The organism is Salinispora goodfellowii (assembly GCF_059570675.1).
On record NZ_JCANTD010000037.1, the window covers coordinates 1 to 16,039 of the forward strand.

10 protein-coding genes and 4 pseudogenes are annotated in these 16,039 nt (G+C 66.9%); 8 read left to right on the forward strand and 6 right to left on the reverse strand.

Annotated features, from left to right (window positions below):
• The 8 genes and pseudogenes from T398_RS23210 to T398_RS23245 all read left to right on the forward strand — a co-directional run.
• The coding region (locus T398_RS23210) for an IS3 family transposase (RefSeq protein ID WP_496449968.1) at positions 1-596 on the forward strand (596 nt) is incomplete at its 5' end.
• A gap of 30 nt (positions 597-626) precedes the next feature.
• A pseudogene (locus tag T398_RS23215) lies at positions 627-773 on the forward strand (IS630 family transposase); the annotation flags it as partial.
• Positions 774-809: 36 nt separating this feature from the next.
• A pseudogene (locus T398_RS23220) lies at positions 810-1,034 on the forward strand (IS630 family transposase); the annotation flags it as partial.
• Between the two features lie 180 nt (positions 1,035-1,214).
• Positions 1,215-1,728 (forward strand): annotated as a pseudogene (locus T398_RS23225) (ISL3 family transposase); the annotation flags it as partial.
• A gap of 307 nt (positions 1,729-2,035) precedes the next feature.
• Positions 2,036-2,401: a hypothetical protein gene (locus T398_RS23230; protein WP_496449970.1), complete on the forward strand. Its 366-nt coding sequence runs from the start codon at positions 2,036-2,038 to the stop codon at positions 2,399-2,401.
• 319 nt (positions 2,402-2,720) lie between these two features.
• Complete coding sequence (locus T398_RS23235; RefSeq protein WP_496449972.1) at positions 2,721-3,353, forward strand: helix-turn-helix transcriptional regulator; 633 nt, start codon at positions 2,721-2,723, stop codon at positions 3,351-3,353.
• Between the two features lie 90 nt (positions 3,354-3,443).
• Positions 3,444-4,055 (forward strand): helix-turn-helix domain-containing protein, encoded by a 612-nt coding sequence (locus T398_RS23240; RefSeq protein ID WP_496449974.1) that lies wholly within the window; start codon positions 3,444-3,446, stop codon positions 4,053-4,055.
• 130 nt (positions 4,056-4,185) lie between these two features.
• Positions 4,186-4,569, forward strand: a pseudogene (locus T398_RS23245) (transposase); the annotation flags it as partial.
• A 6-nt stretch (positions 4,570-4,575) separates the two neighbouring features.
• On the opposite strand, the gene T398_RS23250 reads toward T398_RS23245, so the two are convergent.
• From T398_RS23250 to T398_RS23275, 6 genes are all read right to left on the reverse strand, one after another.
• Positions 4,576-6,093 (reverse strand): MFS transporter, encoded by a 1,518-nt coding sequence (locus T398_RS23250; protein WP_496449975.1) that lies wholly within the window; start codon positions 6,091-6,093, stop codon positions 4,576-4,578.
• Positions 6,094-6,194: 101 nt separating this feature from the next.
• Entirely contained in the window at positions 6,195-6,290 is a 96-nt protein-coding gene (locus T398_RS23255) for a class III lanthipeptide (protein ID WP_496449976.1), read from the reverse strand.
• A 55-nt stretch (positions 6,291-6,345) separates the two neighbouring features.
• Entirely contained in the window at positions 6,346-9,030 is a 2,685-nt protein-coding gene (gene lanKC / locus T398_RS23260; protein ID WP_496449978.1) for a class III lanthionine synthetase LanKC, read from the reverse strand.
• Entirely contained in the window at positions 9,027-9,656 is a 630-nt protein-coding gene (locus T398_RS23265) for a flavoprotein (RefSeq protein WP_496449980.1), read from the reverse strand. The genes lanKC and T398_RS23265 overlap by 4 nt, the downstream gene beginning before the upstream one ends.
• Positions 9,649-10,293 (reverse strand): GNAT family N-acetyltransferase, encoded by a 645-nt coding sequence (locus T398_RS23270; RefSeq protein WP_496449982.1) that lies wholly within the window; start codon positions 10,291-10,293, stop codon positions 9,649-9,651. Before T398_RS23270 ends, T398_RS23265 begins: the two co-directional genes overlap by 8 nt.
• Positions 10,290-15,791 carry a beta-ketoacyl synthase N-terminal-like domain-containing protein gene (locus T398_RS23275; protein ID WP_496449984.1) on the reverse strand — a complete coding sequence of 1,834 codons (5,502 nt, stop codon included), beginning with the start codon at positions 15,789-15,791 and terminating at the stop codon, positions 10,290-10,292. Before T398_RS23275 ends, T398_RS23270 begins: the two co-directional genes overlap by 4 nt.
• Positions 15,792-16,039: the final 248 nt, after the last annotated feature.

Below are 16,039 nucleotides of genomic sequence, written 5' to 3' on the forward strand. Positions count from 1 at the left end.
CCAGGCCGGCCGCCGAGACCGAGCGGCCTCGTGACCTGGTAAAACGCGACTTCACCGCGGCAGGCCCGAATCAGCTGTGGACTGCGGACCTGACCTACGTGCGCACCAGCGTGGGCTGGGTGTACGCCGCGTTCGTCCTGGACGTGCACTCCCGCATGATCGTCGGCTGGCAGGTCGCCACCTCGCTCTACACCGACCTCGCCCTGGACGCGCTGAAGATGGCGATCTGGCGCCGCGAGAATCAAGGCGCTGACCTGGGCGGACTCGTTCATCACTCGGACCGGGGCGTCCAATATCGAGCGATCCGCTACAGCCAGCGGCTCGCCGAGGCCGGCGCCGTCGCCTCGGTCGGGTCGAAGGGCGACTCCTTCGACAACGCGATGGCCGAGGCGCTCAACTCCCTCTACAAGGCCGAACTCGTCCGCAACAAGGGCCCGTGGCGCGGCCTCGACGACCTGGAGATGGCCACCGTCGAGTACATCGACTGGTACAACAACCGGCGGCTTCACGGCGAGCTCGGATACGCCCCACCCGCCGAACACGAAGCACTACACGCGATGACCCAACCGGTCACCGTGCCCCTCAAAGCCAGTTAACCAACTCTCCACCAAACCCGGGGCTTGACACTGACCCGAAAACTGCAGACCTATCTACGCTGGCGCAACGCCAACGCCCGCCACCCCGACATCCTGGCCGCCCAACGCCGAGAACGCGCCCGCATCCGCAGCGAACGACAACGACGCTGGGGCCAACCCGCCACCCACGCAGCCTGACCCCAACACCGCGAACGTTCGTGGTCACGGCACTAGTCCTGGCTTAACCTGGTGGAGCGCTGGTTCGCCGACCTGACCGAGAAGATGATCCGCCGTGGCGCGTTCCGCAGCGTCGACGACCTCGTCACCGCTATCGAGGAGTACCTGTGCGTGCACAACGATGACCCGAAGCCGTTCGTGTGGACCGCCACTGCCGAATCGATCCTGGCAAAGGTCCGACGTGGACGACTAGCCCTCCAGCAAATGGATAATCAAAACTGAGACGGAACACTAGCGACCCGGGGGTTCACCTGGGGTGGCAGGGAGTGGCGCACGTTCACCCACGTTCCCTGGACCCCCGTTGTTGCAGCCCAGGAGCACACCCCGAGCACACGTACCCCGGGTTGCGACCGGCGGTCGTCCGCGGTGGCCCGTATGGGCATCCGCTGAAGAGCACACACCGCGACCGTGCTGCTCGACATGCACACCCGCCGGCCGATCGACGTGCTGCCCGACCGCACCGCCGACACCCTCGCCGCGTGGCTGCGCGACCTTCCCGGCGTTCAGATCATCTGCCGGGATCGAGGCGGCAGTTATGCCGACGGGGCCCGCAAGGGGGCACCTGACGTGATTCAGGTCGCCGACCGGTGGCACCTGCTGAAGAACCTCAGCGACACCGTCGAGAAAGTCATCTGCGGGCACCACCGATGCCTACGCACCCACACCGAATCACTATCTGCCCTGGTCGCGCCGCCCAACGAGCCCGTCGGAGCGGGACGGCGGGCGACGAACACCCGCCAACGCCACGCCGCCGTGCACGCCCTACGAGCCGAAGGACTGTCGATCAAAGCGACCGCCCGCCGCCTCGACATGAACGTCAGAACCGCCCGCAAGTACGCCCACGCCGCCACCGCCGAAGCGTTGATCGGCCCGAAACGCCAGCAGCCGACCCAGCGTCCTCGCCCCATTCCACACTCGTTCTGTGGGGAAGCGGGTTTTGCAGGTGGGGCACGCGCCGATCAGCCTGGTCAGGAGGGCTTGCAGTTCACAAAGTATGGCGTAGAGGGTCAGGCCGGCGCAGGGGCTTTCCCAGAACGCAATAGCCCTGACCGGGGCGGTTGCACCATGGCGACCCGCTCACGGCGCCCGGTTTGACGGTTGTATAGCGCTCAGGGTGCTAGGGGTGGTCTGTAGCATTTCGTGCCATCGGGAAAACGCACAGTGAAGATCGCCGCTACAATGTAGCTTGGCCAAGATTGCCGCGCGAGACGGGGAGCACTCCGGTGATCATCGACCTGCAGATCGACCGACTGTCGGCTACCTTCGACATCATTTCAATGCAGGACGTCGTAGCCGATCGGAGCGGTGCGAATCATCTACAGCTCGGAGTGACGACAGGCGATAGCCTTGTGGTTGCCCGCTACTTTGCGTACTGGGACTTTAGCGCTCTGCGGGGCAAGGTGACCACCAAGGCAACGGCGTACTTCTGCAGCCTATACTCCAAGACCTGCGCCGCCAGGCCCTGGGATACCTGGACGACGAACCCGGCCTCGGCGCAGATTCGCTGGTCGAATCAGCTGAGATGGCTGCATCAGGAGCAACACCGACACAGGAGGCCGTGTGCGGCACTGATATGGCATCTCCTCTGATGATGTCTAGGTATCGATTTATGCGTCGCCCTTTTGATTAGCCAACAACGGGACCAGAACCATCGGGGCGCATTTGGCATTCGGGCCAGCAGTGAGGCGAGACAAGCGCAGCGGAAGGAGTTCTGGCCGCGCAAGGCGGCCAACAATGCACAGGCGCCCTGCGCCAAGATCGCAATACAGGTGATCCTGTCACACTCACAACATTCGAGTAGATGATTGTTTGAGCCTAGGTCCTCTGGGTGTTGCGCCCCGGGCGGTCGTGTACGGAGGGGTTGACTTTTCTTAATCAGTGGTTAATGGCGACAATAAAGGGGGGTAAATGAAGGTTGCGATAGCGTTGGTGGATGATGGGTCGGTCGCTTTTCGTGGTGTGATCGAGGTGCTACTGGAGATTTATGGTAACGAATTCTTGGGCAGCTTTGCCTCATTGGCAAGCGCCCTGAAAACGGCTCCACCGGACAGGCATGTAGTGATCATCGCGGATCCATTCACGGCCAGTGTGATGCCATTCGATGATTTGTCCGAGCGGATGTCGCTATTGGTGATGACTGGGTCGCTCCGTTCCGCAAATGTGCGGTGTGCGGTTCGCGGTGGTGCGCGGGGATACATCGGGAAAGCCGCCTGCGTACCCAGACTTCGTGCGGCAATCGCTGCGGTTGCTGCAGGCGATCTGTACTTCGGGGGCGACATCGGAGACGCTCTCCTGTGGGATCTAGACGGACAGTCGACTGCGTCGGCGAATGCGCCGCATCTGCTTACGCCTCGCGAGCGTGACGTACTCGGACTGGTGGCTCAGGGGCTGACCCACAAACAGATCGGCACAAGGTTGGGTTTGTCAAAGGCGACCGTGGACACCTATATACACCGGGTGCGGCAGAAAGTCGGGATAGCTAACAAAGCCGGTTTGACTCGCGTGGCCATCTCGCTGGGACTGTTACCCGACTCTATGTGAACGAACTGCAGACCTCGAATGGCCGGGTTCGTCCATTGTGTGTCGGTGTGTCGGCATGATCTTTGCTGGTGATCGTTGTAGGTCGGGGTGATGAGGTATCCCGATGGAGGTGGGTTCGCGTGGGGGCGGGCGAAGCGTGAGGCGGTGCGGCGGCAGGCGGCCGGGTGGTTCGCCGAGGATGTGTCGGTGTCGGAGATCGCCCGCCGGCTTGGGGTGTCGCAGACCGCCGTATACGGGTGGCGGGCCGGTGGTGAGCAGGCCCTCGCCTCGAAGGGGCCGGGCGGGTCTCGGTGTCGCCAGGATGAGGCCCAGCTGTGGCGGCTGGCCGACGCCCTGGAACAGGGCCCGGCGGCGCACGGGTTCGGTAGTGATCAGCGGTGGACTTTGGCGCGGCTGTCGGAGTTGATCGCTCGGATGTTCCGCACCCGGTACACGCTGCGTGGTACGGCGAACATCATGTATCGGTTGAGTTGGTCGGTGCAGGTTCCTGCACATCGTGCGGTCGAACGAGACGAGGCCGCGATCACCCGCCCCATCTGGCAGTACTGGCACGTCCCGGCGTTGTCAGGGCTGCCCCCACCATCCCCGGCACCACCCGGATCAGGCTGCCCCCAGCCACATCAACCGCTGCGACAGGCCGAAGGTGGTGGTCTCTCACCTCCGCTCGAACCAACGGCACCTCACGGCGCAAACCGAATGTGAGACAGAGCCGAGAGTCAGGCAGGTTCATGTATCCTGGGACGACGCGGACACCCCTGTGGTCCCGGTCCCGGTTCATCTACCGTGCGATCACCCATCGCCGCCGCAGGAGTAGACAGCGCAGCTTCAGCGAACGCGACTACGTCGCCTGCTGGATGCCACCCAGCAACTCGGCGGCCCGATCGTGCTGATCTGGGACAACCTGAACACCCACATCAGCGCCGCCATGCGGCAGATGATCGATGCTTGGGACTGGCTGACCGTGATCGGGTTACCGGCCTACGCCCCGGACCTGAACCCCACCGAGGCAGTGTGGTCCCACCTCAAACGCAGCGTCGGCAACCTCGCCGTGACCGGCGTCGATCATCTCCTCACGATCATCCGCACCGCCACAAGAGCATCCCGTACCGCACCGACTCGACGGGTTCCTCGCTCACACCAGCCTGACCCTCAAAACCCGACACAACTGACCATTCGACGTCTGTACTGCCGCCTACATCCTCGCCGGCATCGGTAGGCGCCCTCACACCGGCTGTGACTCGCGCCCGCGCCGGCGGTGCCGGACCAGGCGGGTCCAGGTCCAGATCGAGTCGACCAAAAAGATGATCAGCCAGATCCTGCTGGCGCCCAGCTGCCACGGCGCGTCGCCAAGGTCGCCGTTGAGGGCTTCCTGCAGGGTGTACTGGCCGCTCGCGGCCGCGGCGAGCCAGGAGTGGCCGAGCGCCCCGAAGGCCACCTGCCCGGCGATGAACACGGCCGCGCGGACGGTCCAGCGACGCCGCAGCTCGACCGGCGAGCGCCGGCGCTGCGGTGGCGGCGCCGGTGGCACGGTCTCCGCCGCCGGCGCCGCCACCAGGTCCGCAGCACCCAACGGCTGGGGCGGTGGCCGGTCCGGTAGACCGACGCGGCGCAGTGCGGCTGGGACGAGCGCCGCTCCCGCCACGAGCACGACGGCCGCGCCGACGCAGGCCCCGCGCCAGCCGCCGCTCTGGTAGAGCGCGCCGGCACTCAGCGGGCCGAGGACCGCGCCGAGCAGGGTCGCGCTCTGGTAGATGCCCATGCCGCGCCCGAGGCTGCCGTCGGAGGCCTCCGCGGCGACGGTCTGCTCCACCGGGATCGCCGCAGCCAGGCAGGCGGCGGACACCGCCCACAGTGCCCCGATGACCACCGGGTTGGCCGCGAAGGCCAGCCCGACGGCGACGACGGCGCTCGCGATCAGTGAGGAGGTCAGGGTTGCTGCGCGTCCAATCCGCCGTACGACTGCGTACAGACGCAGTGGCAGCGTGGTGAGAATGACGAAGCCGGGCAGGAACACCAGGCTTATCTGGCCGACGGTGAGACCAAAACCCCGCTGTAAATGCAACAAAAGCAGCAGAGATACTCCGAACTCGACAGTGGCGGTGACCGCCACCACCACGAGTAGTGGACGTAGCCGGCGGGCGACCTGACGCAGGTCGGCCTGCGCGCGCGACTGCCCGCCAGCCGGTGTCGAGCTGGACAGGAGCAGCACCGCGGCGAGCAGGCAGGCAACCGCGGCGGTGGCGAAGACCAGCTGGTACCGGTCGTTGTCGAGGAGTGTCAGCGCGACGAGGAAGCCGATCCAGATGCCGGTTCCCTCGGCGGACAACAGCCGGCTGTAGATCGCCGCGTCGTCGCGCAGATGCTCACCAACGCGCGCCCGCAGCGCCACCCAGAACAGCGCCCCACCGATTCCGCCGCAGACAGCAGCGCCGAACGCCAGACCAAGGTCGTCGGCGAGCGCATATCCGAACAGGGATAGTCCGAACAGCACAGCCCCGGTCGAGGCCACCCGCGTCCGGTCGAAGCGATCGGCCAGGACCCCGGCGACCGGCCGACACAGCAGGGACAACAGCGCCTCGGTCGCGGCCAGCGCGCCGACCTGACCGGCCGTCGCGCCGATCGCCGCACCGGCCCACAGCGGCAAAAGGAAGTCCAGAACCTCGGCCGGCCCCCGCGCCAATGCCGCCGCAGCCAGCACCCAGAGACCGCGACGGTGGTCTGCGGCCTGGGTCGGGATCATGAAAGCTTCCTATCATGGTAGAAATAACTGCAACAAGTCCCGGCATCAGTACCGAGGGTAGTGGGCGGTGGGGGCGCGCCCCACCGCCCACCCCGTACAGATCAGCAGTTCCAGCTCGCGGCGCTCTCGGCCATCTCTGCGGCCTCGTCCACCTCGACCTCGAGCCCCTGCAGCTCCAGAACAGTCGACAGATCCATTACACACCTCCTTCCGTTGGCGTCGTCGGTCCGCGCGACGGTCGTCGGCGGCGACTCAGACAAGGTCCTCTGTCGGCGATGAGAACCTCGACGGCTGTGGTGGGACTGGCCCTTCACCTCGGCCGCACCAGCCGCGGCGGCGACTTAGGAACGGCAGGAACGATGACTCTTCCGCGGTCACCGCGTGCAGCGCCAGCAGGACGCCGGCAGATCCGGTCGCGACATCGGTGGACAGGCGCAGCGAGTGATTGCCCGGGTAGGCCAGTTCGCCGTAGTACGACACGGAGTGCAGTGCGAGGCGGTGGATGTGCCGGGCTAGGACATGTCGATAGTCGGTGCTCAGCCGGGCGCCGGCCCGAGTGAGCGCGGCGATGAGCCCCGAGCGTCCGTGGAACAGGGTCGGTTGGACGACGACCTCGCTGGCGCAGGCGCGCAGCAGCCCGGGCAACGCGGTGCGCAGCCGGTCGTCCTCGCGGTGGTCCAGTAGCTCATCGATGCCGATAGCCAGACCCGCACTGCCACCGTCGAGGTAGCACAACGTTCGGACACCGACTTCCCCGACCTGCAGGCTGCCATTGCGTGTGGTGACGCAGCTGTCGAGATCGAGGGTAAGCGCCTGCACGGCAAGATCGAGATAGTTCGGCTCGCCGGTCGTCTGGTGGGCGCGGATGAACAGCAGAGCGGCACCGGTCCAGCCGTGCAGCAGCCCGACTCCGTCCGGCCGTTGGACGCTTCTGGCCGGGTCCGCCCGAGCCGCTGCGGCCTTTGACAGCCGTGCCGCCAGCCGTGCCGCGATTCGTAGCCCGGCGTCGCGATGGGCGGTGTCGCCGGTGCGCCCGGCGAAGCGCAAAAGGTTCATACCCGAGCCCGCCAGACCTGAGTAAAGGCCGACTGCGGTGACGGCGGCGTCTACTCTGGTCGCGCGGGCCAGCAACGTTTCCGCCTGCTCTGGCAGGCCGAAGAAGTCGGCCAGATAGGCAAGACCGTGCAAGCCGTCGAAAAATCCACCGCGGTCGGGTACCTGCCACACGGCCTCGGCGAACCACCGCTCGTGATCCGGATACCGACCCTGGCCGCTGGTGGCCAGGGCCCAGAGCACCCCACCTGCACCGTGGGCGAACCCGACGCCGCCGCTACCGACGAACTGCGCCACGTCGCCCGGGAAGAGCCGGTCGGTCCGCTCCGGATCGGCGGTGGACAGAATGGCCCGCACCATCGACTGGACCGCGCCAGCCGAGCCCGGGCCCTCGCTATCACGCCAGACGGGCGACCCGAGCGACTCCGGTGCCCGACGCCGGACGACGGGCGACTCCGGCTCGGCGGTCTGCCTTCGCGCAATCAACCAGTGGTCGATGGACTCCTGTAACTCCGTGGGCAGCGCAAACCGCTCGATCACGAAGTCCAGATACTCTCCTGCCCGGTCTGGCACGAGTTGCAGCATCCGGTTGAGCGGCAGGAACAGCCATAGTCCGAGGGCAGCCAGGGCGTGACGGTCCCGATCAAATCCTCGTACCTCGTCGGGTGCGGCGAACCCTGCAGCGCGCAGCGCCGGCCCACCGACATCGGCTGCCTCATGGGCCACCTCAAAGTCGACCAGGTATGGCTCCTGGGAGTCGGTGACAATGATGTTGGCGGGATGTAGGTCATCGAATACGACGCCGCGTCCGTGCATGTGGGCGACGAGGGTCCTGATGCGGTCGTACATCGCGAGTGCCTCGCGGGTGTACGCCTCGAGCTGGTGCTGCTCCGGCTCCTCCCAGACGACGTACGGATAGCGGCTGCCCTGCCACTGGTAGAGCGTTGGGCCGGCGATGTACTCCTCGGCGAGGAACTCGTGGTCGCCTGCGGTGAAGTAGTCGTGCAGCGCGGGAACCCCGGCGATGCCGCGCAGCCGGTCGAGCGCCCACCGCTCGCGGCGCAGGCGCGTCACGGCATGCTGTCCGAACGCGTCGAATCCAGCCAGCGGTCGGGCCTCCTTGAGGACCAATTCGTGCCCGTCGCGGTGTCGTCCGAGGTAGACACCGCCTCCGTTGGAAAAGTGCAGCGCCCTCACCACCTGGTACGGCAGCCGGCCGGCGCTGGCGACACGGCGGGCGGCCAATTGCTCCTCCAGGAACGCTGGGAGCGTCACCCAGGCAGGGGTGGTGAAAACCGGCCGGCGGCGGTCGCTGACCAGTGTGCCGTCGGGGTCGGCGATCGCCGGTTCGAGCCGTCCGTTTCCGGCCACCCGGAAGCGCTCCACGAATCCGCCGTAGCGGACGTACAGGGGACCCTCACGCCATCGGAGATCGCTGAGAATGTACGGTGTCGCCACTCCGCCGACGAGTTTGTCGAGTTCGTTCAGGATTTGGCGCAGATGCTCGACGTCCTCCGGGTACAGGGTCATGAGCTTGCCGCTGCTTGGTCGAGGTGCGTACTTGGCGCTGAGCGCCCGTAGGACGTTGCGGTTACGGAGGAACTTGAAAGTGACCCGATTCTGCTGGCAGTAGTCCCAGACCGTGGCGGTGAGTTGCTCGGCGTCGGCGACCGTGCTGGCAACATGAATTTTCCAGCCCTGATCGGGGAGCAGGCATCCGTTCGGGCGCAGCACGATCCAGGGGTCACGTTCGCTGCGGGTCCAGCCCGATGGTGTCGACCGCGTGCTGACGGCGAACGCCTCACGGTCGTCGTCCCAGCGCCCAGGCGACTCGAAGAAGACCGGGTCAGCAAAAAGGTAGTACTGCTGCCCACCGAAGCTCATCCGGCTACCTCGCTCTCGTTGGTGGGTGCCACGTGAAGGGATTCCATCCGGGCGAGCAGCGTCCACAACGGCGTCGCGACTCCATCACCGGAGCGTCCCGTCGTGGCACTGCGGCCGACCCTCGTCGGCGCGACGGTGACGTTCGGCCGGGCATCGAGACTCGTTACGTGCCGCTGGTACACCGGATTGGCCAACATGCCCGGCGGCACCGATGGGGCGACCCCGATCACCGCCTCGGTGCACTGGAGCGCGAGCATGACCGGCGTGTCGGCCAGCCCGAGGGCGAGTCGTGCGAGGAAGTGCGCGCTGGCCGGGTACACGGCGACCGCTTGCGCCCACTCCGCCAGCACGACGTGTGTCGCCTGCGGGTCGGCTGTGTCCGGCCACTCGTCCCGGACTACCGGCCGGCCGCTGAGCAATCCCAACGTCTGCGCCGTCACGAACCGTTCGCCGTTGCGGGTTACTGCCACCTTCAATTCGAGGTCCGGATAGCTGCTGCGAAGCCAGTTGATCCAGAACGCGCTGAAGCCCGCGCTGGCCGCGCCGGTGATGACCAGCAGCAGCCGGTCGACCGTCAGTCGCGGCGGCCGGCTTCCGCTCGCCGGGGGAGCGTCCGGTTCAGCCACAGACATCACCGTCGTCGATGGGGCGCAGGGCGACCGGATGCTTGGTGAGGTGCGCGGCGAGCAGCTCCCGCGCCTCCCGCTTTTCCTGCGCGGCGATCGCGTCGCGGGGGTAGCCGATGGTCGGCATCATCCGGTAGTACTCGTCGCGCAGGATTGAGCCGATCACCGAGTCGTGGTACTCGCCGTCGAGGTAGTAGTAATCACGGAGAACGCCTTCAACGACAATGACGCCGGAGGTGAGCAGCTGCATCATCTGCTTGTTGAACACGCCAGCCTGGATGTGCACTCGGCGGGCGTTCTTCGTGTGGAACAGGTACTCGAGCAGGACGAGCATCGAGTCCATCCCGTAGCCGCCGCCCCACAAGTCAGCATCGCTGATCGCCACACCGACCGTGTACGACTGCGGGTGCGCCAACGTTTCCCAGTTGACCAAGCCGATTGGGCGGTCGTCGTCTAGCTTGCGGATCATCAGGTACGACGAGGCGCGGCCGTCCAACGTGGCGCGCATGTGGTCTGCGGTCATCGGATGCTGGGTACCGGAGCTGTAGCTGCTCATCAGGGACCCGGACCAGACCGCCAGCAGCCCGTAATCATCCTCGCCGCCCAGCGCTGCAAGGCGGACCAGCTCGCCCTTCATCGCTGCTCTCCTTCGTCGGTGGTGTCACGACCCTTGCCGGACGCGGCGATGGCGTCGTCGATGGTTGAGGCGAGAGCCCGGATCGTCGCGTGTTCGAGGATGGTGATACCGGAGACGGTTATGCCAAAGTGCTCCCGCATCCGCACCGCGAGGTGAACCGCGACCAGGGAGTTGCCGCCCAGTTCGAAGAAGTCGTCGTCCAGACCGATGTGATTGGCACCGAGCATCTCCTGCCACAGGGCGAGGATCGCGGCCTCGGTGTCGTTCGCATCGGAGATAGGGCCTACCACGGTGGCCGAGTCGGCGCCCGCGGTGGCGGTCGCCTGATCCAGCTGCGCGGCCAGGCCGGCCATTCTCGCCAGCTTGTCATCGACGGGCTCACGGCTGATGACCACCTGGTTGGGCGTCGTGTCGTCGAGCATCCGCCAGAGCAGGTCGATGCCTTCGCCCGGGGTGATGAGATAGTCGCCGATGCCGGTGCGCGGCGGGCCGCCCGGATCGGTGGCAGCGGGCTGCTCCCCGCCGACGACCGCGTCGCGCACGGCCGCAATGTCGACGCTGCGAACAGCGAAACCGTCGATGGTGACGAGTACCCGGCCGGTGTCGTCGAGCAGTTCGACATCGTAGGTGTAGATGCCCGACGGGCTCTCCCGCATGCTGCGGTCCCGAAGGTGGCTGTAGAAGCGCGAGGGCAACGCTTCCCGGACGACCATTCGGCGGAAGCCGATCGGCAGGTAGCTGGCTCCGCCGCGGTTCACCTCGGGTAGGTAGAGGCTGAGCGCGGTGGCACCGTCGAGGAGCGCAGGATGCAGGACGAACTCCGCGCAGTCCGCTTCGTACCTAGCCGGCAGCTGGATCGCGACCAGTTGCTCGCCCTCACCCATCCGTACCGACTCGACGTTGAGCCAGCGTGGCCCGAACTCGACCGCGCCGCTGTCCGTGCCGTTGAGATCTGGCTGCCAGGTCAGCAGGTTACAGCGGTTGTCGATCGCCGCCACGTCGCGTCGCTGCACCGTTGCCCGTGGCGCGGCTGTGATCCGGCCGCGGGCGTGCCGTCGCCAGGCGTCCAGGTCGGCGACCGGCCGGCTGACCACCTCGACGTCGAAAACCCCGGGCTGCTGCTCCCGGCCGATCACCCGCAGCTCTCGGCGGCCGTCGATTCTCAGCGGCTTGGCGAACACCAGATCGCTGATCTCGACCAGCTCGGCATCCTGCGCCGCCACGAACGCGGCGCGGATCAGCTCCGCGTACGCCGTGCCCGGTAGCACGGCTTCGCCCGCTATTCGGTGTTCGGTCACAACCCAGTGGAAGTCCGGGCCGATGGTGGCGGTGAATACCAGGTCCTCGCCGTGGCCGGTGATACGCCGATCGAGCAGCGGGTGGCTGGCCGGCTGGTACTCCAGTCCCGCCTCGATGTCCCGGAACAGCTGTGGGGCGTCCTGCCTGGTGTTGTGGACCATGCCGACCTCGCTCCAGCCGCACCAGTTGATCGACCGGACTCGCTGTGGGTCGCCGGCGCCGAAGTGGGCGAAGGCATCGAGAAAGGCGTTGCCGGAGCAGTAGTCGACCATGCCGAAGTCGCCGGTCACACTGATGATCGAGGAGAAGAGCACAAAGATTTCGACCTCGGCTCCGAGTAGCCGGTGCAGCACCAGGGTCCCGTTCACCTTGGGTGCGAGAACCTGCTCTGCCTGCGCCCGGGAACGCAACGCCACCAGGCCACCGCCGGGCACCCCCGCAGCGTGGAACACACCGGCCATCGGGCCGAACCGGCGGTGGACCGACTCGACCACCGCGCGCATCGCGGACTCGTCGCAGACGTCCGCGGTGACGAGCATGACCTCACCACCGAGCTTTTCGATGTCGCGTACGCCGCGGATGCGTAGGCTTGTCGCGTCGTCGTCGTGGTTCGCCAGATGCTCGTCCCACTCGACGCGGTCAGGCAGCGGTGAGCGGCCGACCAGCACGACCCGGGCTCGCGCGGTGGCGGCCAGCTCCTTGGCGATGGCCAGCCCAATGCCGCCGAGACCACCAGTGATCAAGTATGCGCCGCCGGGTCGGATCCGCGGTGTGGCCGCGTCCCGCATGGGGAGCTGGACCGGTACGTACCGACGGGTCCAACGCAACCGACCGCGATGCGCGACGAAGCGGTCGGTGACTGGCGTGCACAGCTCCACCATGAGCCCGTCGAGGTCCACGTTGTCCGGCCCAGAAACAGACCTGGACAAGTCGATCAGCTGAGTGCGCAGCGCCTTGTGCTCGGTCGGCACGACCATGGCCGGGCCGACGAGCAACGACTTGGCTGGCTCGACTCGTTCCACCCCAGAGACGTCGAAACAGTTGCTGGTAACAATCCGGAGGTCCATTTCTTCGTCCGGCCAACGCTCAGCCAGCACCTGCGACAGGAACAGCAGGCTGAGGAAGCCGCTCTCCTGCGCATCGGCGACGACTGCGGGGTCGATCGGTCCGGTGGCCGCCCGCCCCGCCGTCCAGCCATGGAGCATGGCAGTCGGCCGCCCGTACCGTTCACTGATCTCGTCGAGCAGGTCCACGTAGTCGGCGCGTTCACCTGGCTCGATTCGGTAGCGTCGATCGCCCACTCGGCCGAATGACCGTCCCTCAGCCACCCGTACCACCAGCACACCGGTGCTGCTGAGCCGGGCGGCCGCCTCCTCTACCGGACCCTCGCCTGGGCTGAACACGAGCCATACCTCGTCCGGGGTCCCCGGCTCCACCGGCGTCGAGTGTGGTTGGCGAAGCCAGACCGGGACGAACGTCGAGTCGGCCGGGGCCAGTGTGCCTGTGGGTCGGGACCCGTGGTTAGCTGCCCGATGCTCATCGACGGGATCCGGGTCCGGGTCGATCCAGAAGCGCTGCCGTTCGTACGGATAGGTGGGTAGAGTGGCCCGCCCGCGCTGGCAGTGATGGAGGCGCTGCCACTCGAGTGGGACGCCGCCGGTCCACAGCCGGGCGGATGCCTTCGCCAGCTGTTGCTCGTCGCCATACCCGCCGTCCATCCGGCTCAGCGAGGGCACCACCACCGCGGTGGTGTTCGACAATTCGGCCAGCACCTGGCGTGCCAACGACGACAGGGTGTGGCGCGGGCCCACCTCGAGCAGAATCACGTCGGCGTCGGCCAGGGTGGCGCAGGCCTCGGCGAAGCGGACCGTGTCACGTAGGTGACCGGCCCAGTAGGTCGGATCGATTGCCTCCTCCGCGCTGATCCAGGTGCCGGTGCGGGTCGAAACGAAATCTCGGGTCGGAGGCTTGGGGCCGACCCGAGAGACCAGGTCGAGGAACTCCGGGACGACGGGATCCATCATCGGCGAGTGGAAGGCGTGGGATGTCCACAGCCGTTGGGTGGCAACGCCGCGTTCCGCGAACCGGTCGGCGAGCGCCTCGATTTCGTCGCGAGGCCCTGACACCACGCACGAATCGAATGTGTTCACGGCTGCCACGCCTGATGTCGCGCCGAGCTGCGGCAGGACGTCCGCCTCCGGCAGGGGCACGGCGAGCATGACACCCGGCGGCATGGCCTGCATCAGCCGGCCGCGGGCCATTACGAGTTCGACCGCCTCGGCGAGGGTGAACACCTCGGCCAGGCAGGCGGCCACGAACTCGCCCACGCTGTGCCCGATCATCGCCCTCGGCTGCACGCCGCGGCTCCGCCACAGTTGGGCCAGCGCGTACTCGACGGCGAATAGGGCGGGTTGAGTGAGTCTGGTCTGCCGCAGCTTTTCGCCGTCGGCGTGCTCGACGGCGAACACCACCTCACGTAGGTCGTCGCCGAGATGCTCGCGCGCCAGGTCGGCGCACTGGTCGAAGGCGGCCCGGAAGACCGGCTCGCGCCGGTAGATTTCCTCGGCCATGCCGACGTATTGTGCGCCCTGCCCGGGGAACATGAACACCACGGAGGGCTGGTAGCTCGCCCGAACCGGGGCGGTCTTCGTGATCGGGGCCCGCAGCTGCGCGACGGCGTCGGTCACGTCGCGGCACGTCACCGCCGACCGGTGGGCGAGCGCCGGACGTCCCATCTGGAGGGTGTAGGACACATCGGCGAGCGAGGTCGGTGGGCCCGCCACGAGCCGGTCCGCGAGAGCCTCAGCCATGGTCGCCAGCGCACTGGCCGACCGGGCCGACAGCGGGAGGACGTGCCAGGAGCTGTCGTCTACGGAGGCGACCTGGGCCGGCGGCTGCTCGATGATGAGGTGGGCGTTGGTGCCGCCGATTCCGAACGAACTCACCGCGGCGCGCCGAGGTCCGCCCCGCTCTGGCCACGGTGCCAGCGAGGCGTTGACGTAGAAGGGGGTCCGCTCGAATGGGATGTTCGGATTCGGCTGCTCGAAGTGCAGCGAGGGCGGGATGAGGCCTGTCTCGACGGCGCGGATCGCCTTGATCAGCCCGGCGGCCCCCGAGGCCGGCCCCAGGTGTCCGATATTCGTCTTAACCGAGCCGATGGGGATGACCTGGTCGCCGGTCGCCCCGTCGAGCCGGTACGCCTCCGACAATGCCGCGACTTCGATCGGGTCACCCACGAGCGTCGCCGTCCCGTGCGCCTCGACCAAACCGATGCTGGCGGCCTCGACGCCCGCGTTCGCCAGCGTCGAGGTAATCAGACTTGTCTGGCCCTCCAGACCCGGCGCGGTGAACCCGACCCGCCTGGCGCCGTCGTTGTTCACCGCGCTGCCCAGGACGACTCCGTGGATCCGGTCTCCGTCGGCGACGGCCACGGTGTACCGCTTCAGCACCACCGCCGCGGCTCCGTGGCCGAAGTTGGTGCCCTGCGCCGCGGCGTCGAAGGCGCGTACGTGCCCGTCTCGCGAGTAGATGCTGTTCTCGGTCCACCTGCGCCCGACGTAGTACGGTAGTTCCACCGATACTCCACCGGCCAGGGCCATGTCGCACTCGCCGGCCAGCAACGATCGGATCGCGAGGTGCACCGCTACCAGAGACGTGGAACAAGCGGTCGCGACGGAGACTGCCGGCCCGGTGAGCCCCAGCGTGTACGCGACCCGGGTGGCCAGGTAGTCCATCTGGTTGCTGACCTCGATGGAGATCTCACTGGCCGCCCGCGTGGTCTGGGTGTTGCTGTAGACGTTGCTGGTGGCGTACCGGTTCGGTGAACTGCCACCGAAAACGCCAGCCCGGCCGGTGTAGCGGGTCACGTCGTATCCGGCGTGTTGAATGGCGGTATTGCAAATTTCCAGGAAGATCCGCTGTTGCGGATCGGATATCTCGGCCTCGCGCGGGCTCAGTTTGAAGTAGGCCGCGTCGAAGCCTTCCATGTCGCCCATCAGCGGCACGAGCCGCACGTAGCGTGGATCGGCGATTTGCTCCTCGGACACCCCTGCAGCGCGCAGCACCTCGTCGCTCAGTTCGGTGAGCGACTCGACGCCGTTGACAAGGTTGTTCCAGAACTCGTCGACGTCGCGAGCACCGGGGACACGGGCGGCCATGCCGATGATTGCGATGCGGTTGTCCTCGTTACCGGCATTCACCCGCGGGACTCCTCACCAGTAGGCCACCGAGGCGGCGATCGCTGCGTTGCGCCGGGGAAAGGGCGGCGACTGCCCGGCACGTGGCCCGGTTCGAACGACCGGCCGGACATCGCTGACCCGCCATGAACCTAGCTAGTCCGGAGGGCTGTGGGCATGTTCGTTTCTGATGGACCATTTTTACCGGGCGACTTACCATCGGTTTCGACCCCTTATTCGGACGTCATGGGTTTGTGGACAAATCAGTGACG